This is a genomic window from Plesiocystis pacifica SIR-1 (genome assembly GCF_000170895.1).
GTDB lineage: Bacteria > Myxococcota_A > Polyangia > Nannocystales > Nannocystaceae > Plesiocystis > Plesiocystis pacifica.
On record NZ_ABCS01000055.1, the window covers coordinates 36283 to 53326 of the forward strand.

Here is a 17044-nt window from a genome sequence, read left to right on the forward strand (position 1 = left end):
CTCGGCGAGAAGGATCCGATTTTTTCTCGAACGCCGTTGAGGTCACGCGGTCATGAGCGATACGCGCCGCGCGAAGTCCATGGCGTACAATCGAGGCCCCCGCTCATGTCGCAGCCATCCCCACAGACACCGACCCACGGGGCGCACGGGCACGAGGAGATCAGCGCGCAGTGCCCCTCGTGTTGGCTGCACGAGCTGGTCCCCGTGTACTTGCAGCGGGGCGAAGAGGGGCTGTGGAAGACCCTCGAGAACCACAAAGGCCCGCCGCCGCCGGGCGTCGTGCAGATCGACGCGTGCCCGGTTTGCCGCGGCGCCTGGTTCGACCCGGGCGAGCTCAACCTGCTCGCGGGCGAGAGCGCGAACCTCGAGAGCCTGCTCGCCGCGCCGAGCCAACAGAGCCGGCGCCGCTGCCCCCGGGGCCACGGGATCATGCAAGAGCGGGCGCTGCCCGGGCAGATCAACACGCCCCTGGACCACTGCCCGACCTGCCACGGCGTGTGGCTCGACGGCTACGAGCGCCAAAAGCTCGCCCAGGCGACGACGAAGGAGGGCCAGCGGACTCGGGGCAAGCGCATCGCTCGGCGCGGGGTGATCTGGGCGGCGCAGCTGCTCACGCAGCTGCCCGTCGAGGTCGAGAACCCCGCCTCGGGCACGCCCTGGGTCGTCTACTCCCTGCTCGTGATCGTGGCCGCGATGTTCGGCCTGCAGATCGCCGGGACCATCGACCTCGAGGCGTGCATGCCCGGCGCGGGCGGGATGCCCCTGGGCTCGGGCTGCCTGGCCCCGGTGGCCGGAGCGCTGCGCAACCAGTGGGAGAACCAGGGCCCGCAGGCCCTCGTCAGCGGGACCTGGTACACCCTGCTGACCTACTGGTTCCTCCACGGCGGCTGGGCGCACATCCTCGGCAACGCCTACTTCCTCTACATCTTTGGCGACAACGTCGAGCACCTGTTCGGCCGGGTCCGCTTCGCGCTCTTTTTCCTGCTCGCCGCGGTCGGCGGGGGCTTGGGCGAGGTGCTGCTGACCCAAAACACCCTCGCGCCGCTCGTCGGCGCCTCTGGCGGCATCGCCGGGGTGATGGCCGCGTACTTGTGGTGCTTCCCGCGGAACAAGCTGTTTCAGGTGGTCATGTTCATCCAGCTCAAGCTGCCGGCCTGGGTCTACCTGTTCGTGTGGGTCGGGCTGCAGGCGCTGCTGAGCCTCATCGCCGAGGACGCGGGCGTGGCCTGGTACGCGCACCTGTTCGGCTTCGCCGTTGGGGCCGCGCTGACGCCGATGATCCTCAGCATGCGCCGCCGGGAGGTCGCGCGCGCCGTGAAGGTCCCCGCCATCGATGTGTAGCTTGGGTGGGCTGGAGTCTCTGGAATCTCTGCGCGGGCTCGTGCGTCTCCAAGGCCCCGTGCGGCGTTCGCCCTCATCCTCCGGTCCCTGGTCCACCCTCGAGCGAGCGGACTTCGCCGCGCGCGTCGCCGGGTTGGCGGCCAAGCGCCTCGCCGGCTGGGCCCTGCAGCCCGAGCGCTACCCCGAGCCGACCCGCGTCGGCGCCGACGCGGCGCCCCACCTCGTCGCGCAGCTCGTGATCCCCCGCCGGGCCTCCTCGTTTGGGCCGAAGCTCGAGCGCGGGCGCTGGCACAACCTGGGCTTGGCCGCCACGGCCCTCGACGGCGTGGGCATCTCGGCGGCCAGCCCGTTCTCGTTTTGGCGCACGGTCGGGCGCCTGAGCGCCGGCCGAGGCTTCGTGGAGGGGGCGCACTTCGAGGGCGGCTGCATCGTCCCGGCGGTGGGCGGGGGGGTCTGCTCGCTGAGCGACGCCCTGTTCGATCTCGCGCTGCGCTCGGGGTGCACGATCCTCGAGCGACACGGGCACACCCTGGCCGTCGACCGCGGCCCCAAGGGCCCCCGGCGCAAGCGCGTCGACGCGACCGTCAAGTGGCCCTACGTCGACCTGCGCTTCGCCCCGGCCCGGGGCCTGTTGCGCCTGAGCACGCGCTCTCGCAAAGACGGGCTGCACCTCGCGCTGCACGGCGACGCGCCCGTCGAGGCCTGGCCGGTCGAGGTCTCCGAGCCCCAGATCTGCGTCGAGGCCGGACAGCGCTACGTCCACACGACGATTCGACGGGGCCCGACCACCATCGGCCGCGATCGCAAAAAATTGATCGTGATGCCGACCCGCAACTGCGACACCTGTCAGGAACACAGCTGTGGCCGACACCGCGGGGCCTGAGCCCGAGCAGCCCAAGCAGCCCAAGCGGCCCAACGTAGGGGTCTTCGTCGTCGCGCCCGAGCCCGCGGACTGGCTGGGGCCCGTGCTCGAGGTGCTGCAGGCCCGAGGACCCGTCGAGGTGTTCGCGCCCTGGGTGCTCCCGGGGGCCGTCGTCCGCCTGGGCCGGCGGGTGGGCTTCGTGCGGCGCCGCGAGGGCCACGACCTGCCCGGCGCTCGCGGGCGGGGATGGTTCACCGCCGCCGAGCTGCTCGCTCGAGCCTTCGCCCGGGGCAAGACCGCGCGGACCCTGGCCAACCGCGTCCACATGCGGGCCCTCGCCGACGCCACGGCGGCGCTGCTCCTGGGGCGCCGCGAGGCTGGCCCGCCCCGCCTGGTCCTCGCCCCCAGCTTGGGCGCCCGCCGAAGCTTCGCCCGCGCCCGAGCCCTCGGCAGCACCTGCGTGCTCGTGGAGGACATGCCCGACCTCGACAGCCTCGTCGACGGCCTCGACCGGATGGCGCGCGCCCACCCCCGGGCGTCCTTTCTCCGCAACCATCGACCGCGCGCCCGGGATCACGCCCGCCAGCGGGCGGAGCGGTGGCAGAGCGACGTCATCGCCGTCCGCGGGCGCGTGGCCTGGCAGCGCCTCGGCGACGCGAAGGAGCGGGTAGCGATCCCCCAGGAGCCGTCCAGGGCGACGCACCGGTCTGGCCTCGCGATCGCGTTCGCGGGCCCGCCCTTGGCCCGCTGCGGCTCCACGCAGCTCCCGGCCCTGCTCGAGGCCCTGCCCGGGCGGGAGCTCCGGGTTCAGCCCGGCCCCGCCGCCGAGCCGTCCGGGCTGCTCGAGCATCCGCGGGTTCGGGTCGATCGCAGCCTCGACGGCGTGGGGGTCGTGCTCAGCCTGAGCCCCCTCGAGTCCCACCCCTCCGCGGTCACGGCTGCCCTCGAGCGGGGCATCCCCGTGGTCGGAACGCTGGCCTCGACCGGGCTGCTCGAGCCTGCGAGCGTGCGCGCGGTCGAGCCCGGCGACACCGCGGCGACGGTCCGCGCGATCGAAGCCGCGCTGGCCGGTGAGGGCCCGTCTCCCCGGGCCTGGCTCCCGCCTCGGAGCTTGCTCGAGTGGCTCGATTGAGCCAATAATCCCACTGCGTACGGTCTTTGTAGTGACCATTCGCGCGGCGTCGCCCGGGACGCGCAGTGCCACCCAAAACAACGCTCTGTGGGTGCGTTCGAGCGGCGTTGAATTGCGACCGTGAGCTGCTCTACCCCGATTACGCGGGGTCGCTCTCGAACTACCGTGAATCCTACTTTGGCGGTTTGGATGAAATTAAATTGCATGGTTTCCCCACGGGATTGCTCATTGAATTCGTAGCTCCTTTAATCGATAGTCTGACCATGGCGATGATGTTGCGGTGGCCCGCGTGGTCCGTCGCGGTGTGCTGTTGCGCGCCGCTGGCTTGCTACGCCGGAATCGATGAGGACAGCTACGCCGACGGCGGGGACGAGACCCAGTCGGAGGCGGGCGAGGGCGAGGACGGCTCCTCGGATGGGGGCGGCGAGGGCGGCCCGGCCGAGGAGGCGCCGGCGCCGGCGCCCCGGACCTACCGCCTGACCCACGCGCAGTGGGACAACACGGCCCAGGACCTGCTCGGGCTGCCGGGCCCCACGGGGCTGACCGGCCTGCTCCGAGATGATCCAAAGATCGCCGGCTACGTGTTCGACAACGACGCGACCAGCCTCGAGGTCGACGAGGCGCTGTGGACCGGCTACCGCATCGCGGCGGGCGAGCTGGCCCAGACCGTGACCGAGGACCCGGACCTGCTCGCGCCCTTCGTCGACGTGCCCGGGGACACGGAGGCCGAGCGCATCGACAGCTTCGTGCGCAGCTTCGGCACGCGGGCCTACCGGCGGCCGCTGAGCGAGGCCGAGGTCGCGGCGCTCGCCGACCTCTTCAACGCCGGCTCGGGCCTCTACTCGGGCGTGCAGGACCCCTTCGTCGCCGGGGTTCGCCACGTCATCGAGGCGGTGCTGCAGTCGCCCTACTTCCTCTACCGCGTCGAGACCAGCGAGGCCGTGGTCGACGGGGTCATCCCGCTGTCGGACTACGAGCTGGCCTCGCGCCTGTCCTACTTCCTGTGGAACACCATGCCCGACGCCGAGCTGTTCGACGCGGCCGAGGCGGGCGAGCTGGAGACCGCGGCCGACATCGCCGCCCAGGCCGAGCGCATGCTCGCCGACCCCCGGGCCGCCGAGATGGTCGTCCGCTTCCACCACCAGCTGCTCGAGGTCGAGAAGATGGAGACCATCTCGCCCTCGGAGCTGGTCTTCGACGTGCCCGACAACCTCCCGGAGCTGGCCATCGAAGAGCACGAGCACTTCATCCGCGACGTCGTGTTTGGCAACGGCGGCGGGCTGATCGAGCTGCTGACCTCGAGCCAGACCATGGTCGAGTCCGAGCTCGCGGCGATCTACGGCGTCGCCGGGGTCACCGGCTCGGACTTCGTCGAGGTCGACCTCGACCCCACCCAGCGCCGCGGCGTGTTCACCCAGCTGGGCTTCCTGGCCGCCAACGCGAGCTCCTTCGACCCCGACCCGATCCACCGCGGGGTGTTCCTGGCCAAGCGCATGGCCTGCCACACCATCGCCGCGCCCCCTGACGGCGTGCCCCCGCTGCCGCCCCTGGGCGAGGACCAGACCAACCGCGAGCGCGTCGAGGCGCACACCTCGGGCAACCCCTGCGCCAGCTGCCACGGGCCGCTGATCAACCCCTTCGGCTTCCCCTACGAGAGCTACGACGCCCTCGGGGCCTGGCGGACCGTGGACAACGGCCAGCCCGTCGACACCGCGACGATGGTGCTCCTGGACGGGCAGCAGTCCGTGTCTGGAGCCGTCGAGCTCGCCGAGGTCATGGCCGCGAGCGAGCAGGTGCACGAGTGCTACGCCCGGCACTGGCTCGAGTACGCGACCGGCCGCAACTACGTGTTTGGAGACGCGCCGACCGTGTCCCGCCTGGGCGGGGACTCCCTCGCCGAGGAGCAGTCGATGCGCGAGCTGCTCGTCGCCCTGACCACCTCCGTCGCCTTCTCCACCCGCGCCGCCGAGGAGCTGCAATGACCGCCCTACTCGACCTCCTGAAACGCCGCGCTCGCCACCAGGGCCACAACAGCCGCGGTCAGACCACCCGCCGGGCCTTCCTCGCGGGCTTGGGCGGCGTCGCCGTGGGCCTGCCCTTCCTCGAGGCCCTCGCGCCCCGGCCCGCGCGGGCCAACTCCGGGGACATCGAGCCCTTCGCCATCTTCTTTCGCCAGGCCAACGGCGTCGCCTGTGCCCAGAGCACCGAGTTCGGCGACGAGCCCGAGAGCTTTTGGCCCACGGCCCTCGGCGCGCTCACGCCCGAGACCGTCGCCGGCCGCTCCCTCGACGAGCTCACAGGGCACCTCTCGCGCCTGCTCGTGGTCCGCAACGTCAACATGGAGGCCTTCGACTTCGCCGACGGCCACGCCCGCGGGGCGCTCCAGGGCCTGACCGCGCAGGGGCCCGTGGTCCCCGGCGTGGGCGGAGACTCCGAGGCCAACGGCGAGTCCATCGACCACCGCATCGGTCGGGAGCTCAACCCCGAGGGCCGCGACTCGCTCGTGCTCTACGCCGGGATGAGCGGGGGCTGGCTGGGCGGGCCGTGCATCGCCTACCGCGGGCCCAACAACCGCCGGGCCGCGCTCCACGATCCGATGCTCGCCTACCAGACCATGATGGGCCTCGACGGCGACCAGCTCGAGGAGCTCATCGCCCGGCAGTCGAGCGTCAACGACATGGTCAAGGACCAGCTCGACACCCTGATGAGCTCGCCCAAGCTCAGCAGCAACGACCTCCAGCGCCTCGAGCTGCACTTCGACAGCATCCGCGAGCTCGAGAACAACCTCGGCTGCAACTTCGCCGAGGACGAGCTGGCCATGCTCGCGGGGCTGTCCGCGGGCTACGAGAGCAACATCGGCGACGAGGTGCTCGCGGCCGTGCGCGCGCACATGCACGTCGCCGCGCTCGCGGTCGCCTGCGGCTACACCCGCTCGGTGTCCATCCAGGTCGGCTCGGGCAACGACGGCTCGACGCGCTACCGCAACCTCGACGACGACTCGCTGATGGAGAATTTCCACTACGTCTCCCACCGGCGGGCCTCCCACGACAGCAGCGGCGACCCGATCCCCAACGCCGACAAGCTCCACGCCATGGTCGATCGCCAGTTCGCGCAGACCTTCAACTACCTCGTCGATCGCCTCGCGGCCTACGAGCTGCCCAACGCCGAGAGCCTCGTCGATTGCGGCACCTGCGTCTGGTACAACGACAACGGGAGCGGCCCCGGGCACTCGCGGCGGGGCATCCCGATGATCATCGCTGGCAGCGCGGGCGGCTTCCTGCGCCAGGGCGAGTGCATCGAGCTCCACGAGGGCGACAACGTGGCCAACCACGCCGCCGTGCTCAACACCCTCGGCAGCGCGGCCGGGCTGCGCACGCCCTCGGACGAGCTGATCAGCGACTTCGGCGACGCGAGCCTCGACCGCCAGCCGCTGACCGCGATGATGGCCTGAGCCTGAGCCCTCGAGGAGGAGTCAGCCCTCTTCGGGGGGCCGCCAGGCCGTGTCGGCCATGTCGCCCTGCTCGAAGCCGAAGAAGATCTTCATCTGGTTCTCGAGGAAGGCCCGACCCTCGGCGGTCTGCAGGTCCACGCGGTAGGTGTTGATCAGCCGCGGGGACTCGCGCAGCCACATCTGCCACGCCTGCATCGAGACCTTCTCGAACAAGAGCTTGCCGAACTCCGTGGGCAGGGGCTGGAAGGGGATGCCCGGCAGCTCTTCCCCGAGCTTGATGCATTGGACCACGCGCGCTTGGTTCATCGCGGGGCAAGAGTTGGCGACCTGAGCCGGGAAATCAAGCGCTCGGGGTAAATGGGCGGTGGTGAGGCGCCTGGGACCTGGAAGCCTGGGGGGCGGCTGCGCGGGCGAGGGTCACCAGCGCGCGCGAAACACCGCCCGGCGCTCGGCGGTGTCGCGCTCGCGGACCTCGACCGTGGCGGCGACCTTGGCCAGGCCGGCGAGGGCCTCGAGGGCGCCGGCGATGGAGTTGAGGTAGACCTCGCTGTCGACGACGACCTGGGGGATCTCGGTGTACTCGATCAGCCGCTCGCTGGGGCCGGCGACGACGTAGCGGATCGAGCCCGCGTTCAGGAAGAGCGCGGCCCAGCCCCGGGTGGTCTGGCGCAGGAGGGCCGAGGGCTCGAGGCCAAAGACCAGCTCGACGCCGCGGACGAGGGGCTCGAGGAAGGTCGACGACTCGAGCGAGAGGGTCAAGGAGGCGCGGGCGCGGGCGCGGTCTGAGCCGGGGCCGAGGGTCGCCTCGACGACCTCGGACAGCTGGACGTCGTGGGCCAGGGGGATCCAGTCCCGCGCCCGGGCTCTACGAACGCCGGCGAGGATGGCCGGGTCGATGGCGTCGAGCTTGGCGTAGATCTCGTGCTCGCGCTCGGGGGTGAGCTTGGCCAGGGCGGCGAGGCTGTTTTGAACCTGGCGCGCGCGAATGTGCGGACCGTCGGGCATGGGCTCGGCGCAAAGCCGGTTTGAGTCATACCCCATGTCCACGGGACTTCGGGGGCGCCAGCGCGCGCGTTGTCCCGCCGAGGTTCGTTTCCGAACCGTGGCTTCGGAGCAGGTGCGGATTTCGACAGCCTCGAATAACAAAACGCGCAGGTCTTCGAGGACCTGCGCGCTTTGCCGAATTGAGTGAGCGATCTACTCGCGGCCTTCGCGGAGCGCCCGGCGGACCTCGTCGACGGCGGCCTCGACCTTGATCCGCTCCTGGCGACGATCGTCGCGGTAGCGAATCGTGACCGTGTCGTCCTCGGCGGTCTGGCCGTCGACGGTGATGCAGTAGGGCGTGCCGATCTCGTCGTGGCGAGCGTAGCGGCGGCCGATGGCGTGCTGCATGTCGAGCTTGGCGTTGACGCCGGCGGCGAAGAAGGCGTCGGCGATCTTGCGGGCGGTCTCGGGCATGCCCTGCTTGCGGACCAGGGGCAAGACGGCGGCCTTGACCGGGGCCAGGCGCGGGTGCAGGCGCAGGACCGTGCGCGCGCCCTTGCCGGACTCGTCGCCGGGCTCCTCGTCGTAGGCGGCGCACAGCACCGCGAGCATGCCCCGGGTCGCGCCGGCGGCCGGCTCGACGACGTGGGGGACGTAGCGCCAGCCCTTCTTGCCGGTCTCGGGGTTGTCTTTTTCGGGGTCGGTGTAGACCAGCTTCTTGTTCGAGCCCTCGGCGTGGGCGTTGAGGTCGTAGTTGGTGCGCGAGGCGATGCCCTCGAGCTCGTCCCAGCCCCAGGGGAAGTCGTACTCGACGTCGAAGGTGCCGTCGGAGTAGTGGGCGAGCTCGCTGCTCTCGTGCTCGCGCAGGCGCAGCTTGTCGGCGCTCAGGCCGATGCTCTGCCACCACTTCATGCGCGTCTCCTTCCAGTACTCGAGCCACTCGCGGCCCGTGCCCGGCTCGCAAAACCACTCCATCTCCATCTGCTCGAACTCGCAGGAGCGGAAGATGAAGTGCTCGACGGTGACCTCGTTGCGGAAGGACTTGCCCATCTGCGCGATGCCGAAGGGGATCTTCGCGGCCATGGACTGCTGCACGTTCAGGAACTGCACGAACATGCCCTGGGCGGTCTCGGGGCGCAGGTAGACCGCGGACTCCTCGAGGGCCGCGTCGACGGCCTTGCGGATGGCCTTGTCGTCGCCGCCCTCGGCGACGCTGGCCTTGACCGCGGCGATGACTTGGGCCATCGGGTCGACGGCGCCCAGGCTGGTCCGGAACATGCCGTTGAAGTCGCGCTCGGCCGAGAGGTAGGGCGAGCCGCAGTTGGGGCATACGTAGCCGCGGTCGCCGGCCTTGGCCCCGAACAGCTGCTTGCCCTTGCGCTCGATGTGCTCGTGGCCGGCCTCGTGGAGCTTGGCCAGGGCGGCCTTGGCCCGGCCCTTGTCGCCCAGGGTGATCGGCGCGTCCTCGCCCTCGGCGAGCTTGGGTGCCTTGTCGGCCCTAAAGCGCTCCTGGCAGACCTGGCAGTCGACGAGGGGGTCGGTGAAGTTGGCGAGGTGGCCGCTGCTGCGCCACACCTTGGGGTGCATGATGATCGACGCGTCGAGGCCGTAGATGTCCTCGCGGCTGTGGACCATGGAGGTCCACCACTCGTTCATCAGGTTGCGCTTGAGCTCGACGCCCATGGGGCCGTAGTCGTAAGCGCTGCGCAGACCCCCGTAGATCTCGGAGCTCTGAAACACGAAGCCCCTGCGTTTACACAGGGAAACGATCTTCTGCATGAGTTCGGGCTCTGCGCTGGCCATGGGGCTGGGTTGTTAGCACACCCGTGCGGGCGCGGAAACGGTCTGCTTTGCGTTTTGGAGCCGAATTGAGGCGTCTTGGGCCTCGTCTCCCGACGCCGATGCGTGCAAGCTAGAGGCATGTCACGGGGATTGCGCACGACCTCTTCTCGACTTGCTCTGTTCGGCTCGATCACCGCCGTCGGCTTGGTCGCGCTGGCGCTCGTCGGCCCGACCTCGGCATGGGCCGGCCCGCTGTTCCAGCCCGACTCCACGGCCATCCCGCAGGGCTCTTCGCTGCAGGTCCAGGGCTTCGACGCCCTCAACGATCCCGTCGACGCGGTCCTCGACGCCGAGGTCACGCCGGCGACCTTCATCCCCAACTGCGAGGTGTCCTTCGTCGTGCACCTGCGCAACGCCGGCTATCAAAATTCCTTTGGTTGGTACAACGCCAACGGGGTGGCGCCGGCCTTCGAGGACCTCCACCAGATCCTCGACTGCGACGAGCCCGTCGACACGGCCAAGACCGTCGACATCCTCAGCGACCCGAACTACGAGGGCGGCGAGATTGGCTTCTTCCAGGCCGTGGGCGGCTGCGCCGACGTCGACAACCCGGCCAGCGTGATCCACGTGCTCTACTCGGAGATCGAGTGGAACCCGGACAGCAACCAGCAGGACCCCTACATCCACCTGCTGATCTACGAGAGCGCCAACCAGCCGCGGACCTACTACTTCGCCTGGGAGGACCTGCTGCAAGGCGGCGACAACGACTTCGAGGACCTGTTCACCTCGGTCGAGGGGATCGAGTGCAACGGCGGGGGACCCTGCGAGATCGTGTCGAGCCCCGGGGACAACGACGCGGACCTGGTCTGCGCCGAGGACAACTGCCCCGACGTCGCCAACCCCGACCAGGCCGACTCGGACATGGACGGGCTGGGCGACGCGTGTGACCCCTGCCCGGACGATCCGGACCTCGAGTGCGAGGGGATGGTGGACACGACGGACGACGGGATGGACACGACCGACGACGGGATGGACACGACCGACGGCGGGATGGACACGACCGATGGCGGCGTGGACACGACCGACGGTGGGATGGACACGACCGATGGGGGCGTGGACACGACGGACGGCGGGATGGACACGACCGACGGGGGCGTGGACACGACGGACGGCGGGATGGATACGAGCACCGACGGCGGGATGGATACGAGCACCGACGGCGGCACGGCGGACACGAGCACCGACGACAGCGCGGACACGGACGAGTCCAGCGAGGGCGGGACCGGTCAGGGCGAGAGCGGGGGCGACTCGGAGGGCGACGGAGACGGCTCGGCCGACGACGCCGTGGACGAGGTCGGGACCGACGGTACCGGTGAAGCGGGCGCCGACGGGGAGCTCCTCGACGATGGCTGCAACTGCCGAGCGGACACCGACGCGCCCGGTCGCGGGGCCCTTGGACTCGCGTTCCTTGGGCTCTTGGGCCTGATCCGGCGCCGTCGCAGTGCGACCTGAAATGCAGCTTTGACAGTCGAGCCGTCCGCGTCGCGCCAGATTGGCATTCACCGCGGACGGCTCGCTTTGCACGAGGATTACATTCGGACTGCGAGACGCTGACGCACTTTGCGCGGGTGTCGGGCTAGCTTGAGAGAGCACCGGACACCGACCATGACCACCACCAAGCTCAGCACCGCATTTCTCCTGGCCACCGCGCTCTGCTTCATGGGCGCCTGCGACTCGGAGCTCGACACCGACGTCGAGCGCAGCGCAGCCCTCGACGCCGACGTCGACGACCCCGCCGCATCCTCCGAGTTGGACGAGCCCCCGTGCTCCCCCGACGACCGCGCGATGAAGCGCGGCAAGCACCGCATGAAGCCCGGCGCCAAGCTGTGCGCCATGGTCGAGTGCAGCGAGGAGCAGCAAGCGCAGATCGAGGGCGTGTTCGAGGCCCGCAAGGCCGCGGCGCACGAGCGCTTCGAGGGCATGGACATCGACCGTGAGGCCCACAAAGCCATGCGCGACCAGGCCCACCAGAGCCTCGCCGAGGCCTTCCGCGGCGAGGACTTCGACCCGAGCGTGTTCGAGGCGATCCACGCCGGCGCCAAGGCGAAGTTCGAGGGGGAGGGTGGGGTGGGCGGGGATCCGTCAGCCCACGTCGATGAGGCCGTGGCGATGCTCGCCGAGCTCACGGCGCTGTTGACCCCCGAGCAGCGCGAGCAGCTGTCGAAGGAGATCGCCGCGGGCGAGCTGCCCCTGCCCCACGCGCCCCACCGCTCGCGGCAGCGCCACCCCGAGAACGGACAGCACCGCGAGCGCGAGCACAGCGGGCAGGCCCAGGGTGAAGGCGGCAAGTTCGACCGCAAGGCCCACCACGAGGCTCGCCTCGCCCACCACGTCGAGCGCTTTTGCGAGCCCCTCGCGTGCACCGAGGACCAGCAGTCGCAGCTTCGCGCCGCCTTCGAGGGGGCCCACGAGGAGCGCCGCGCCGAGGGCAAGCCGGACTTCGCTCCGCTGGCCGCGGCCCTGAGCGCCGAGGGCCTCGACGAGGACGCCGCCAAGGCGGCGCTGCTGGCCCTGAAGACCAAGGGCGAGGGCAAGATGGAGCGGGGCTTTGGCTCCGTCGCCGCCGAGGTCCACGCCATCTTGACCCCCGAGCAGCGGGCCCAGGTCGCCGATGAGATCGCCGCCAAGGGCCCCCGGGCGATGCTCGGCAAGGGCGGCAAGGGCCACGGGCGCAAGCACGGTCCCCGCCACGGCCGCGACCACGGTCCTCGTCACGACGGCAACTGAGTCCCGAGAATTCTCTGCTACCGCGTCCCCACCCTGGCGGTCGGAGCCCCATGCTCCGGCCGCCTTTTTCGTGGCGTGAGCAGGCGGACGAAAAGGCTGCCGTCGGACCCCGGGCTGGTACGCGCGGGCATGGGTTATCAAGGGCGACGTGACCCGCACACGCTCCAGCTCGCCCACGGCTGCCGCCGCCATCGAACTCGTCGAGAGCCTCCAGGCCCGCTTCAAGGTCGGGCTCGAGTCGGTCGCGGCGGCGCGCGGGCAGGCCGATCCCTTCGAGCGCATCGAGTGGCTGCGCGACGAGGGCCGCCACGGCGGGGGGATGCGCTACGCCGCGTCCTTCGGGCCGCTGTTCAACCGCGCGGCCATCAACGTGTCCCACGTCCACTACGACGACGATCCGGGCCGCAAGCTGGGCTCGGCGTCGGCGCTCTCGACCATCATCCACCCCCGGGATCCGCGGGCGCCCTCGGTCCACGTGCACATCAGCTGGACCGAGCGCAAGGACGGGACGGGCTACTGGCGGATGATGGCTGACCTCAACCCGGCCCTGGCCAACGCGGCCGACCGCGAGCGCTTCGCCGCGCGCATGCGCGAGGTCGCCGGCGAGCGCTACGCAGAGGCCGCGGCCCAGGGCGATCGCTACTTCTCGATCCCCGCCCTCGAGCGCCACCGCGGCGTGGTCCACTTCTACCTCGAGGGCTACGCCACCGACGACGCCGAGGCCGACCACAACCTCGCGCGGCGCTTTGGCGAGGTCGTGCTCGACACCTACGTCGAGATCCTCGGCGAGCGCTTCGCCGCCGTCGCCCAGGGCGGCCCGCCGAGCGGACCGGAGCGCGCGGCCCAGCTCGCCTACCACACCGTCTACCTGTTCCAGGTGCTCACCCTCGACCGCGGGACGACCTCGGGCATCCTCGTCCACGACCAAAACGACGTCGGCATCATGGGCTCGCTGCCGAGCTTCGTGGACCGCGAGCGGCTCGCGTCGTGGGAGTCGAAGGTGCCCGCGCTGCAGCGCCCGCTGGTCCGGGCCCTCGTCGAGGCGCTGCCGGCCGGCGCGGAGGGGGGCGCTTCGGAGGTCGACGAGGCGACCCGCGCGAAGCTGGCCCAGGCTCTCCGGGCCCACTACAAAGCCAACCCCGAGGCCCTGAGCCTGCAGGCGGCCGGCAACACCTTGCCGCCGACCCTGGATAACCATAAATCCCGCTAGGGAGCCGGGTTCGGGGTCTTGCGCGCGGCGGGGATGGGCGCGAGGTGGTTGGCGTGCTCGAGCAGGGCCTGCTTGGTCCGCCGCCACGCCGCGGTCCGGTGGGCGTCGGCGCGAAAGCACAGCAGGATGCGGTCGGGGATCTCCGGGAAGGAGGGGCTGAGCACGACCAGCTCGCCCTCGTGGCCGTAGTTGGCCACGCGCCGCGGCAGGATCCCGATGCCCACGTTGGCGAGCACCAGGGTCTTGGTCAGCTCGAGGTCGCCGGTGGTGATCAGCCGCTCGGGCAGCAGGTCCATCCCGCGCAGGGTGTCGACGATCTGTTTGCACTGGTCCACGCGGTCGGCGTAGATCAGCGGCGAGGAGCGCAGCCGCTCCTCGAACTCCGCGCGCGTCCCGGGCCGGCCGTGGCCTTCGCTGTGGCCGATGAGCGCGACGGCGTCGCGGAAGGCCTCGATCATCACCAGCTCGTCGTGGGGCAGGGGATTGACGATGAGCCCAAAGTGCACGCTGCGATCGATGACCGCCTGGCGCACGCCCTCGGAGGTCCCGTTCCACACGCGCAGCTCGATGCCGGTGTCGGTCTCGAGGAACTTGTTGAGGAACTGGGGCAGGAAGTAGGCGCCCAGGGACTCGTGGCAGCCGATGGTGAACTCGCCGACGTCGTCGTTCTCGAGCCCGCGGATCCGCTCCTCCATCTCCTCGACCATGCCGAGGATCTCGCCCGCCGAGCTCGCCAGCTCGCGCCCCGTCGGGGTCACGGTCACGCCCCGAGAATTGCGCAGCAAGAGCGTGCTGTCGTAGTGCTTCTCGAGCCGCTTGACGGCGGTCGTGAGCGTGGACTGGGCGACGCCCAGGCGCTTGGCCGCCGCGGTCAGGTTGCCGACCTCGGCGATCATCCGAAAGTAGCGGAGGTGCGTCAGGTCCATGCCGATCGCATCATGCCTCATCGAGGCGGGGGCATCGATGCACGCGGCTCCAAGGAGTCTGCTAGCTTCGATCGTCCCGCTATTGCGGGACCGAGTCCGGGCAGATGTCGTAGCTCGAGTCGAGCGGGATGACCTCCGTGTCGTCGTCGATCGACGCGACGAAGGCGATGAGGTCGGCGAGCTGCTCGTCCGTCGGCGAGAACACCTGGTTCCCGGCGCGGAGGTGGGTGCTGAACGCTCCCCCCGGCTCCAAGAGCTCCTCGAGGCTCTCCGCCGCCCCGTTGTGCAGGTAGGGCGCGCCCTGGCCCGCGCCGAGGAGCGAGGGCACGTTGTAGCCGTCGACGCCTTGGGCCTGGGTGCCATTTTGACGCAGCTCCTCGGCCCCCTGGGTCGTCGCGCCTTCGGCCCCGTAGGTCCCCACGATGCGTGAGGTGCACACCTGGCGCGCGGGAGCGCCGTTTGTGTCGTCCGCGAGGACGGTCAGCACGGAGGTGTCGGTGCTCGTCAGCTGGTCGGGGCGCACGTCGCCTGTCGAGGTCACGCCGACCTCGAGCAAGCTGACCGCGCGCTCGTCGTTGTCGGTGCCGTCGTTCGGGTTGAAGGCGGGGGTGTAGCTGCGCTGGGACGAGGTCCACAGCGAGCCGCTGTGGCAATTGTCGCAGCCGCCCTCGAGGAAGATCTCGCGGCCTGCGAGGGGGTCGCCGTCCAGGCGCGTCGAGCCCTTGGGCGAGCGGATGCTGGCGATGTAGGCCTCGATCGCGTCCCAGTCATCCGGGGTCGCGCCGGTCAGGGCGGCGCCCCGGGCCGAGCCGCGGTTGAAGGCGTTGATCGGGTCGGCGACGCCCCCCAGCCCGACGATGTCGATGCGCGCGGCGGTGTTGGCCGAGCCGTCGGCGTTGAGGGTCGTGTCGCTGACGATCGCCCCGGTCCCGCCGGCCACGCTCCGGGTGTTGAGCTCGAAGTCGTGGATCTCGTCGAAGATCGCCGTCCAGTTGAGGATCCGCTGCTCCGTCCCGCTCGCGCTGAAGGTCGCCGAGGTGTCGACGGTCTGCCGCGGCCCGGCGGGGAAGGACCAGGTCACGTTGTCGGTGGTCCCGAAGGGGTGGCAGCCCGCGCAGCTGACCCAGCCGTTGGTCGACCACCGGCCCATGCCCGTGTTGAAGAAGCGCTGGCCCTGGAGCGCCTCGAGCTCCGCGGCCGTGGCGGGCAGGGTCCCCGCGGGGATGTCGGTGACGATGGTCTCTTGGTCGGCGAGGCTCGTCAGCGAGATGCTGTGCCCGACCTCGTTGGCCGTGTACATCTCCTTGCCGACGATCGCGACCCCGACCGGAGACTGGCTCGCCGGGAGGAAGTTGGCGCCCGAGGGGGAGCCGGCGGTGGGCGGGCTGACCTCGAAGTCCACGCGCAGGACGCTGTCCGAGCTCAGCGAGCTCAGGTAGGCGAACTCGCTGTTGGGCGCGAAGGTGATGTCGGTCGGGACGGGGATGAAGCGCTTGGGCGCGTCGAGGGCGTCGACGAGGGCGTTGAGGTCGACGGGCTGGGCGTCCGGGGTCAGCGTGGCGACGTCGACCCGGTGGACGAGGCCCTGGAGGTTTTGGCGGAAGTCGGTCGCGCCCTCGAAGGCGGCGGGAGAGGCCCCGACGCTGGTCACGTAGAGGGTGTCCTGGTTGACCACGCACGAGTACAGCTGGTTGGGGTAGGCCCCGGTCGCCTCGAAGCCGGGGGTCCCGGAGCTGGCGAGCGCGGGCAGGCGCAGCTCCCCGAGCTCTCCGTCGCGGATCGTGAACACCCGGCCCTCGCGGGCGTCGTCCGTGGCCTCGCGGGCGCCGGCCTTGGGGACGCCGTAGAAGTCGGTCACGAACACGGTCTCGTCGCCCTCGTCCTCGTCGAGGTCGTTGGTGACGCAGACCGCGTAGGGCGACCCGCCGGTCTCGAACTCGGCGGCGATCTCCATGCTCTGGGCGTCGACGGCGAGCACGTAGCCCTCGGCCCACAGCGGGACCCAAAGCCGGGTGCCGGCGGCCGAGAGCGCGGCCCGGCCGGGCTCGGAGCCCACGCTGACGCCGGCGTCGATGAGCAGCTCGCCACCGATCCCGCTCACGCGCACGACCGAGCCTTGCTCGCGCAGCACCGCGAACAGCTCCTCGCCAGAGGGGGAGAAGGCCACGGACTCGGGCTGCCCGCCGAGCATCACGCGGCCTTCCTCCTGGAGGTCCGGGAGGGCGAAGAGGGTCAGCTCACCGCTGATCCCGTTGACCACCGCGAGGTGGGCCCCGTCGGGAGACGCGGCGATGGGCCCACCCTTGGTCGGGCCGGAGAAGAACAGCAGCGGATCCTCGCCGGTGTCGGTGGTGCCGTCGGTGTCGGTCTCGCCCGTGTCGGTCTCGGTTTCGCCCCCATCGGTCTCGGTGTCGCCGGTGTCCTCCGACGAGGAGCCGCCGCCCTCTCCGAAGGTCTCGTTGGTGTCGAGGCCCTCTCCGGACGCGCAAGCGGGCATGGTCGCTAGAAACAATAGAGACAAGGCAGAAGTAGTCGAGCAACGCATTGGCAGCAGTAATGGGTCGCCGTC

The 17044-nt window shown here is 70.6% G+C and carries 13 protein-coding genes; 8 read left to right on the forward strand and 5 right to left on the reverse strand.

The features are described 5' to 3' along the window. Nucleotides 1–105 precede the first annotated feature (105 nt). The 5 genes from PPSIR1_RS43740 to PPSIR1_RS24850 all read left to right on the forward strand — a co-directional run bounded on the left by PPSIR1_RS43740 (nt 106) and on the right by PPSIR1_RS24850 (nt 6786). Nucleotides 106–1341 (forward strand): rhomboid family intramembrane serine protease, encoded by a 1236-nt coding sequence (locus PPSIR1_RS43740; RefSeq protein WP_086001675.1) that lies wholly within the window; start codon nt 106–108, stop codon nt 1339–1341. 58 nt (nt 1342–1399) lie between these two features. Further along, nucleotides 1400–2224 (forward strand): VanW family protein, encoded by an 825-nt coding sequence (locus PPSIR1_RS24835; protein WP_157595949.1) that lies wholly within the window; start codon nt 1400–1402, stop codon nt 2222–2224. Further along, nucleotides 2202–3335, forward strand: a complete 1134-nt coding sequence (locus PPSIR1_RS24840) for a hypothetical protein (RefSeq protein ID WP_006973931.1) — start codon at nt 2202–2204, stop codon at nt 3333–3335. The genes PPSIR1_RS24835 and PPSIR1_RS24840 overlap by 23 nt, the downstream gene beginning before the upstream one ends. 263 nt (nt 3336–3598) lie before the next feature. After that, entirely contained in the window at nt 3599–5317 is a 1719-nt protein-coding gene (locus PPSIR1_RS24845; RefSeq protein ID WP_053335422.1) for a DUF1592 domain-containing protein, read from the forward strand. Beyond that, a complete protein-coding gene (locus PPSIR1_RS24850; RefSeq protein ID WP_006973933.1) occupies nt 5314–6786 on the forward strand; it encodes a DUF1552 domain-containing protein in 1473 nt (490 codons plus the stop codon). Before PPSIR1_RS24845 ends, PPSIR1_RS24850 begins: the two co-directional genes overlap by 4 nt. A 21-nt stretch (nt 6787–6807) precedes the next feature. Here the strand turns inward: PPSIR1_RS24850 and PPSIR1_RS24855 are convergent, their stop codons facing one another. The 3 genes from PPSIR1_RS24855 to PPSIR1_RS24865 all read right to left on the reverse strand — a co-directional run bounded on the left by PPSIR1_RS24855 (nt 6808) and on the right by PPSIR1_RS24865 (nt 9549). Then, the gene (locus PPSIR1_RS24855) at nt 6808–7092 is read right to left on the reverse strand and encodes an oxidative damage protection protein (RefSeq protein ID WP_006973934.1); all 285 of its coding nucleotides are present in this window, start codon (nt 7090–7092) and stop codon (nt 6808–6810) included. Nucleotides 7093–7203: 111 nt separating this feature from the next. Continuing rightward, nucleotides 7204–7791: a hypothetical protein gene (locus PPSIR1_RS24860; RefSeq protein WP_006973935.1), complete on the reverse strand. Its 588-nt coding sequence runs from the start codon at nt 7789–7791 to the stop codon at nt 7204–7206. Between the two features lie 192 nt (nt 7792–7983). Further along, entirely contained in the window at nt 7984–9549 is a 1566-nt protein-coding gene (locus tag PPSIR1_RS24865; RefSeq protein ID WP_045116702.1) for a glycine--tRNA ligase, read from the reverse strand. A 141-nt stretch (nt 9550–9690) separates the two neighbouring features. On the opposite strand from PPSIR1_RS24865, the gene PPSIR1_RS43745 reads away from it, so the two are divergent. The 3 genes from PPSIR1_RS43745 to PPSIR1_RS24880 all read left to right on the forward strand — a co-directional run bounded on the left by PPSIR1_RS43745 (nt 9691) and on the right by PPSIR1_RS24880 (nt 13549). Then, nucleotides 9691–11064 carry a DUF4114 domain-containing protein gene (locus PPSIR1_RS43745; protein WP_086001677.1) on the forward strand — a complete coding sequence of 458 codons (1374 nt, stop codon included), beginning with the start codon at nt 9691–9693 and terminating at the stop codon, nt 11062–11064. 153 nt (nt 11065–11217) lie between these two features. Continuing rightward, nucleotides 11218–12339 (forward strand): hypothetical protein, encoded by a 1122-nt coding sequence (locus PPSIR1_RS24875; protein ID WP_006973938.1) that lies wholly within the window; start codon nt 11218–11220, stop codon nt 12337–12339. Nucleotides 12340–12487: 148 nt separating this feature from the next. Beyond that, nucleotides 12488–13549 (forward strand): coproporphyrinogen III oxidase, encoded by a 1062-nt coding sequence (locus PPSIR1_RS24880; protein WP_006973939.1) that lies wholly within the window; start codon nt 12488–12490, stop codon nt 13547–13549. On the opposite strand, the gene PPSIR1_RS24885 is transcribed toward PPSIR1_RS24880, so the two are convergent. After that, nucleotides 13546–14475 carry a LysR family transcriptional regulator gene (locus PPSIR1_RS24885; protein WP_006973940.1) on the reverse strand — a complete coding sequence of 310 codons (930 nt, stop codon included), beginning with the start codon at nt 14473–14475 and terminating at the stop codon, nt 13546–13548. The genes PPSIR1_RS24880 and PPSIR1_RS24885 overlap by 4 nt on opposite strands. 79 nt (nt 14476–14554) lie before the next feature. Then, nucleotides 14555–16972, reverse strand: a complete 2418-nt coding sequence (locus PPSIR1_RS49555) for a YncE family protein (protein WP_006973941.1) — start codon at nt 16970–16972, stop codon at nt 14555–14557. Nucleotides 16973–17044: the final 72 nt, after the last annotated feature.

Excerpts from the sequence above, each read along its gene's own strand:
- PPSIR1_RS24865 (WP_045116702.1), bottom strand. The coding sequence starts at position 9,549 with ATGCAGAAGATCGTTTCCCTGTGTAAACGCAGGGGCTTCGTGTTTCAG.
- PPSIR1_RS43740 (WP_086001675.1), top strand. The coding sequence starts at position 106 with ATGTCGCAGCCATCCCCACAGACACCGACCCACGGGGCGCACGGGCAC.
- PPSIR1_RS24860 (WP_006973935.1), bottom strand. The coding sequence starts at position 7,791 with ATGCCCGACGGTCCGCACATTCGCGCGCGCCAGGTTCAAAACAGCCTC.
- PPSIR1_RS24850 (WP_006973933.1), top strand. The coding sequence starts at position 5,314 with ATGACCGCCCTACTCGACCTCCTGAAACGCCGCGCTCGCCACCAGGGC.
- PPSIR1_RS24845 (WP_053335422.1), top strand. The coding sequence starts at position 3,599 with ATGGCGATGATGTTGCGGTGGCCCGCGTGGTCCGTCGCGGTGTGCTGT.
- PPSIR1_RS49555 (WP_006973941.1), bottom strand. The coding sequence starts at position 16,972 with ATGCCCGCTTGCGCGTCCGGAGAGGGCCTCGACACCAACGAGACCTTC.
- PPSIR1_RS24885 (WP_006973940.1), bottom strand. The coding sequence starts at position 14,475 with ATGGACCTGACGCACCTCCGCTACTTTCGGATGATCGCCGAGGTCGGC.
- PPSIR1_RS24875 (WP_006973938.1), top strand. The coding sequence starts at position 11,218 with ATGACCACCACCAAGCTCAGCACCGCATTTCTCCTGGCCACCGCGCTC.
- PPSIR1_RS43745 (WP_086001677.1), top strand. The coding sequence starts at position 9,691 with ATGTCACGGGGATTGCGCACGACCTCTTCTCGACTTGCTCTGTTCGGC.
- PPSIR1_RS24855 (WP_006973934.1), bottom strand. The coding sequence starts at position 7,092 with ATGAACCAAGCGCGCGTGGTCCAATGCATCAAGCTCGGGGAAGAGCTG.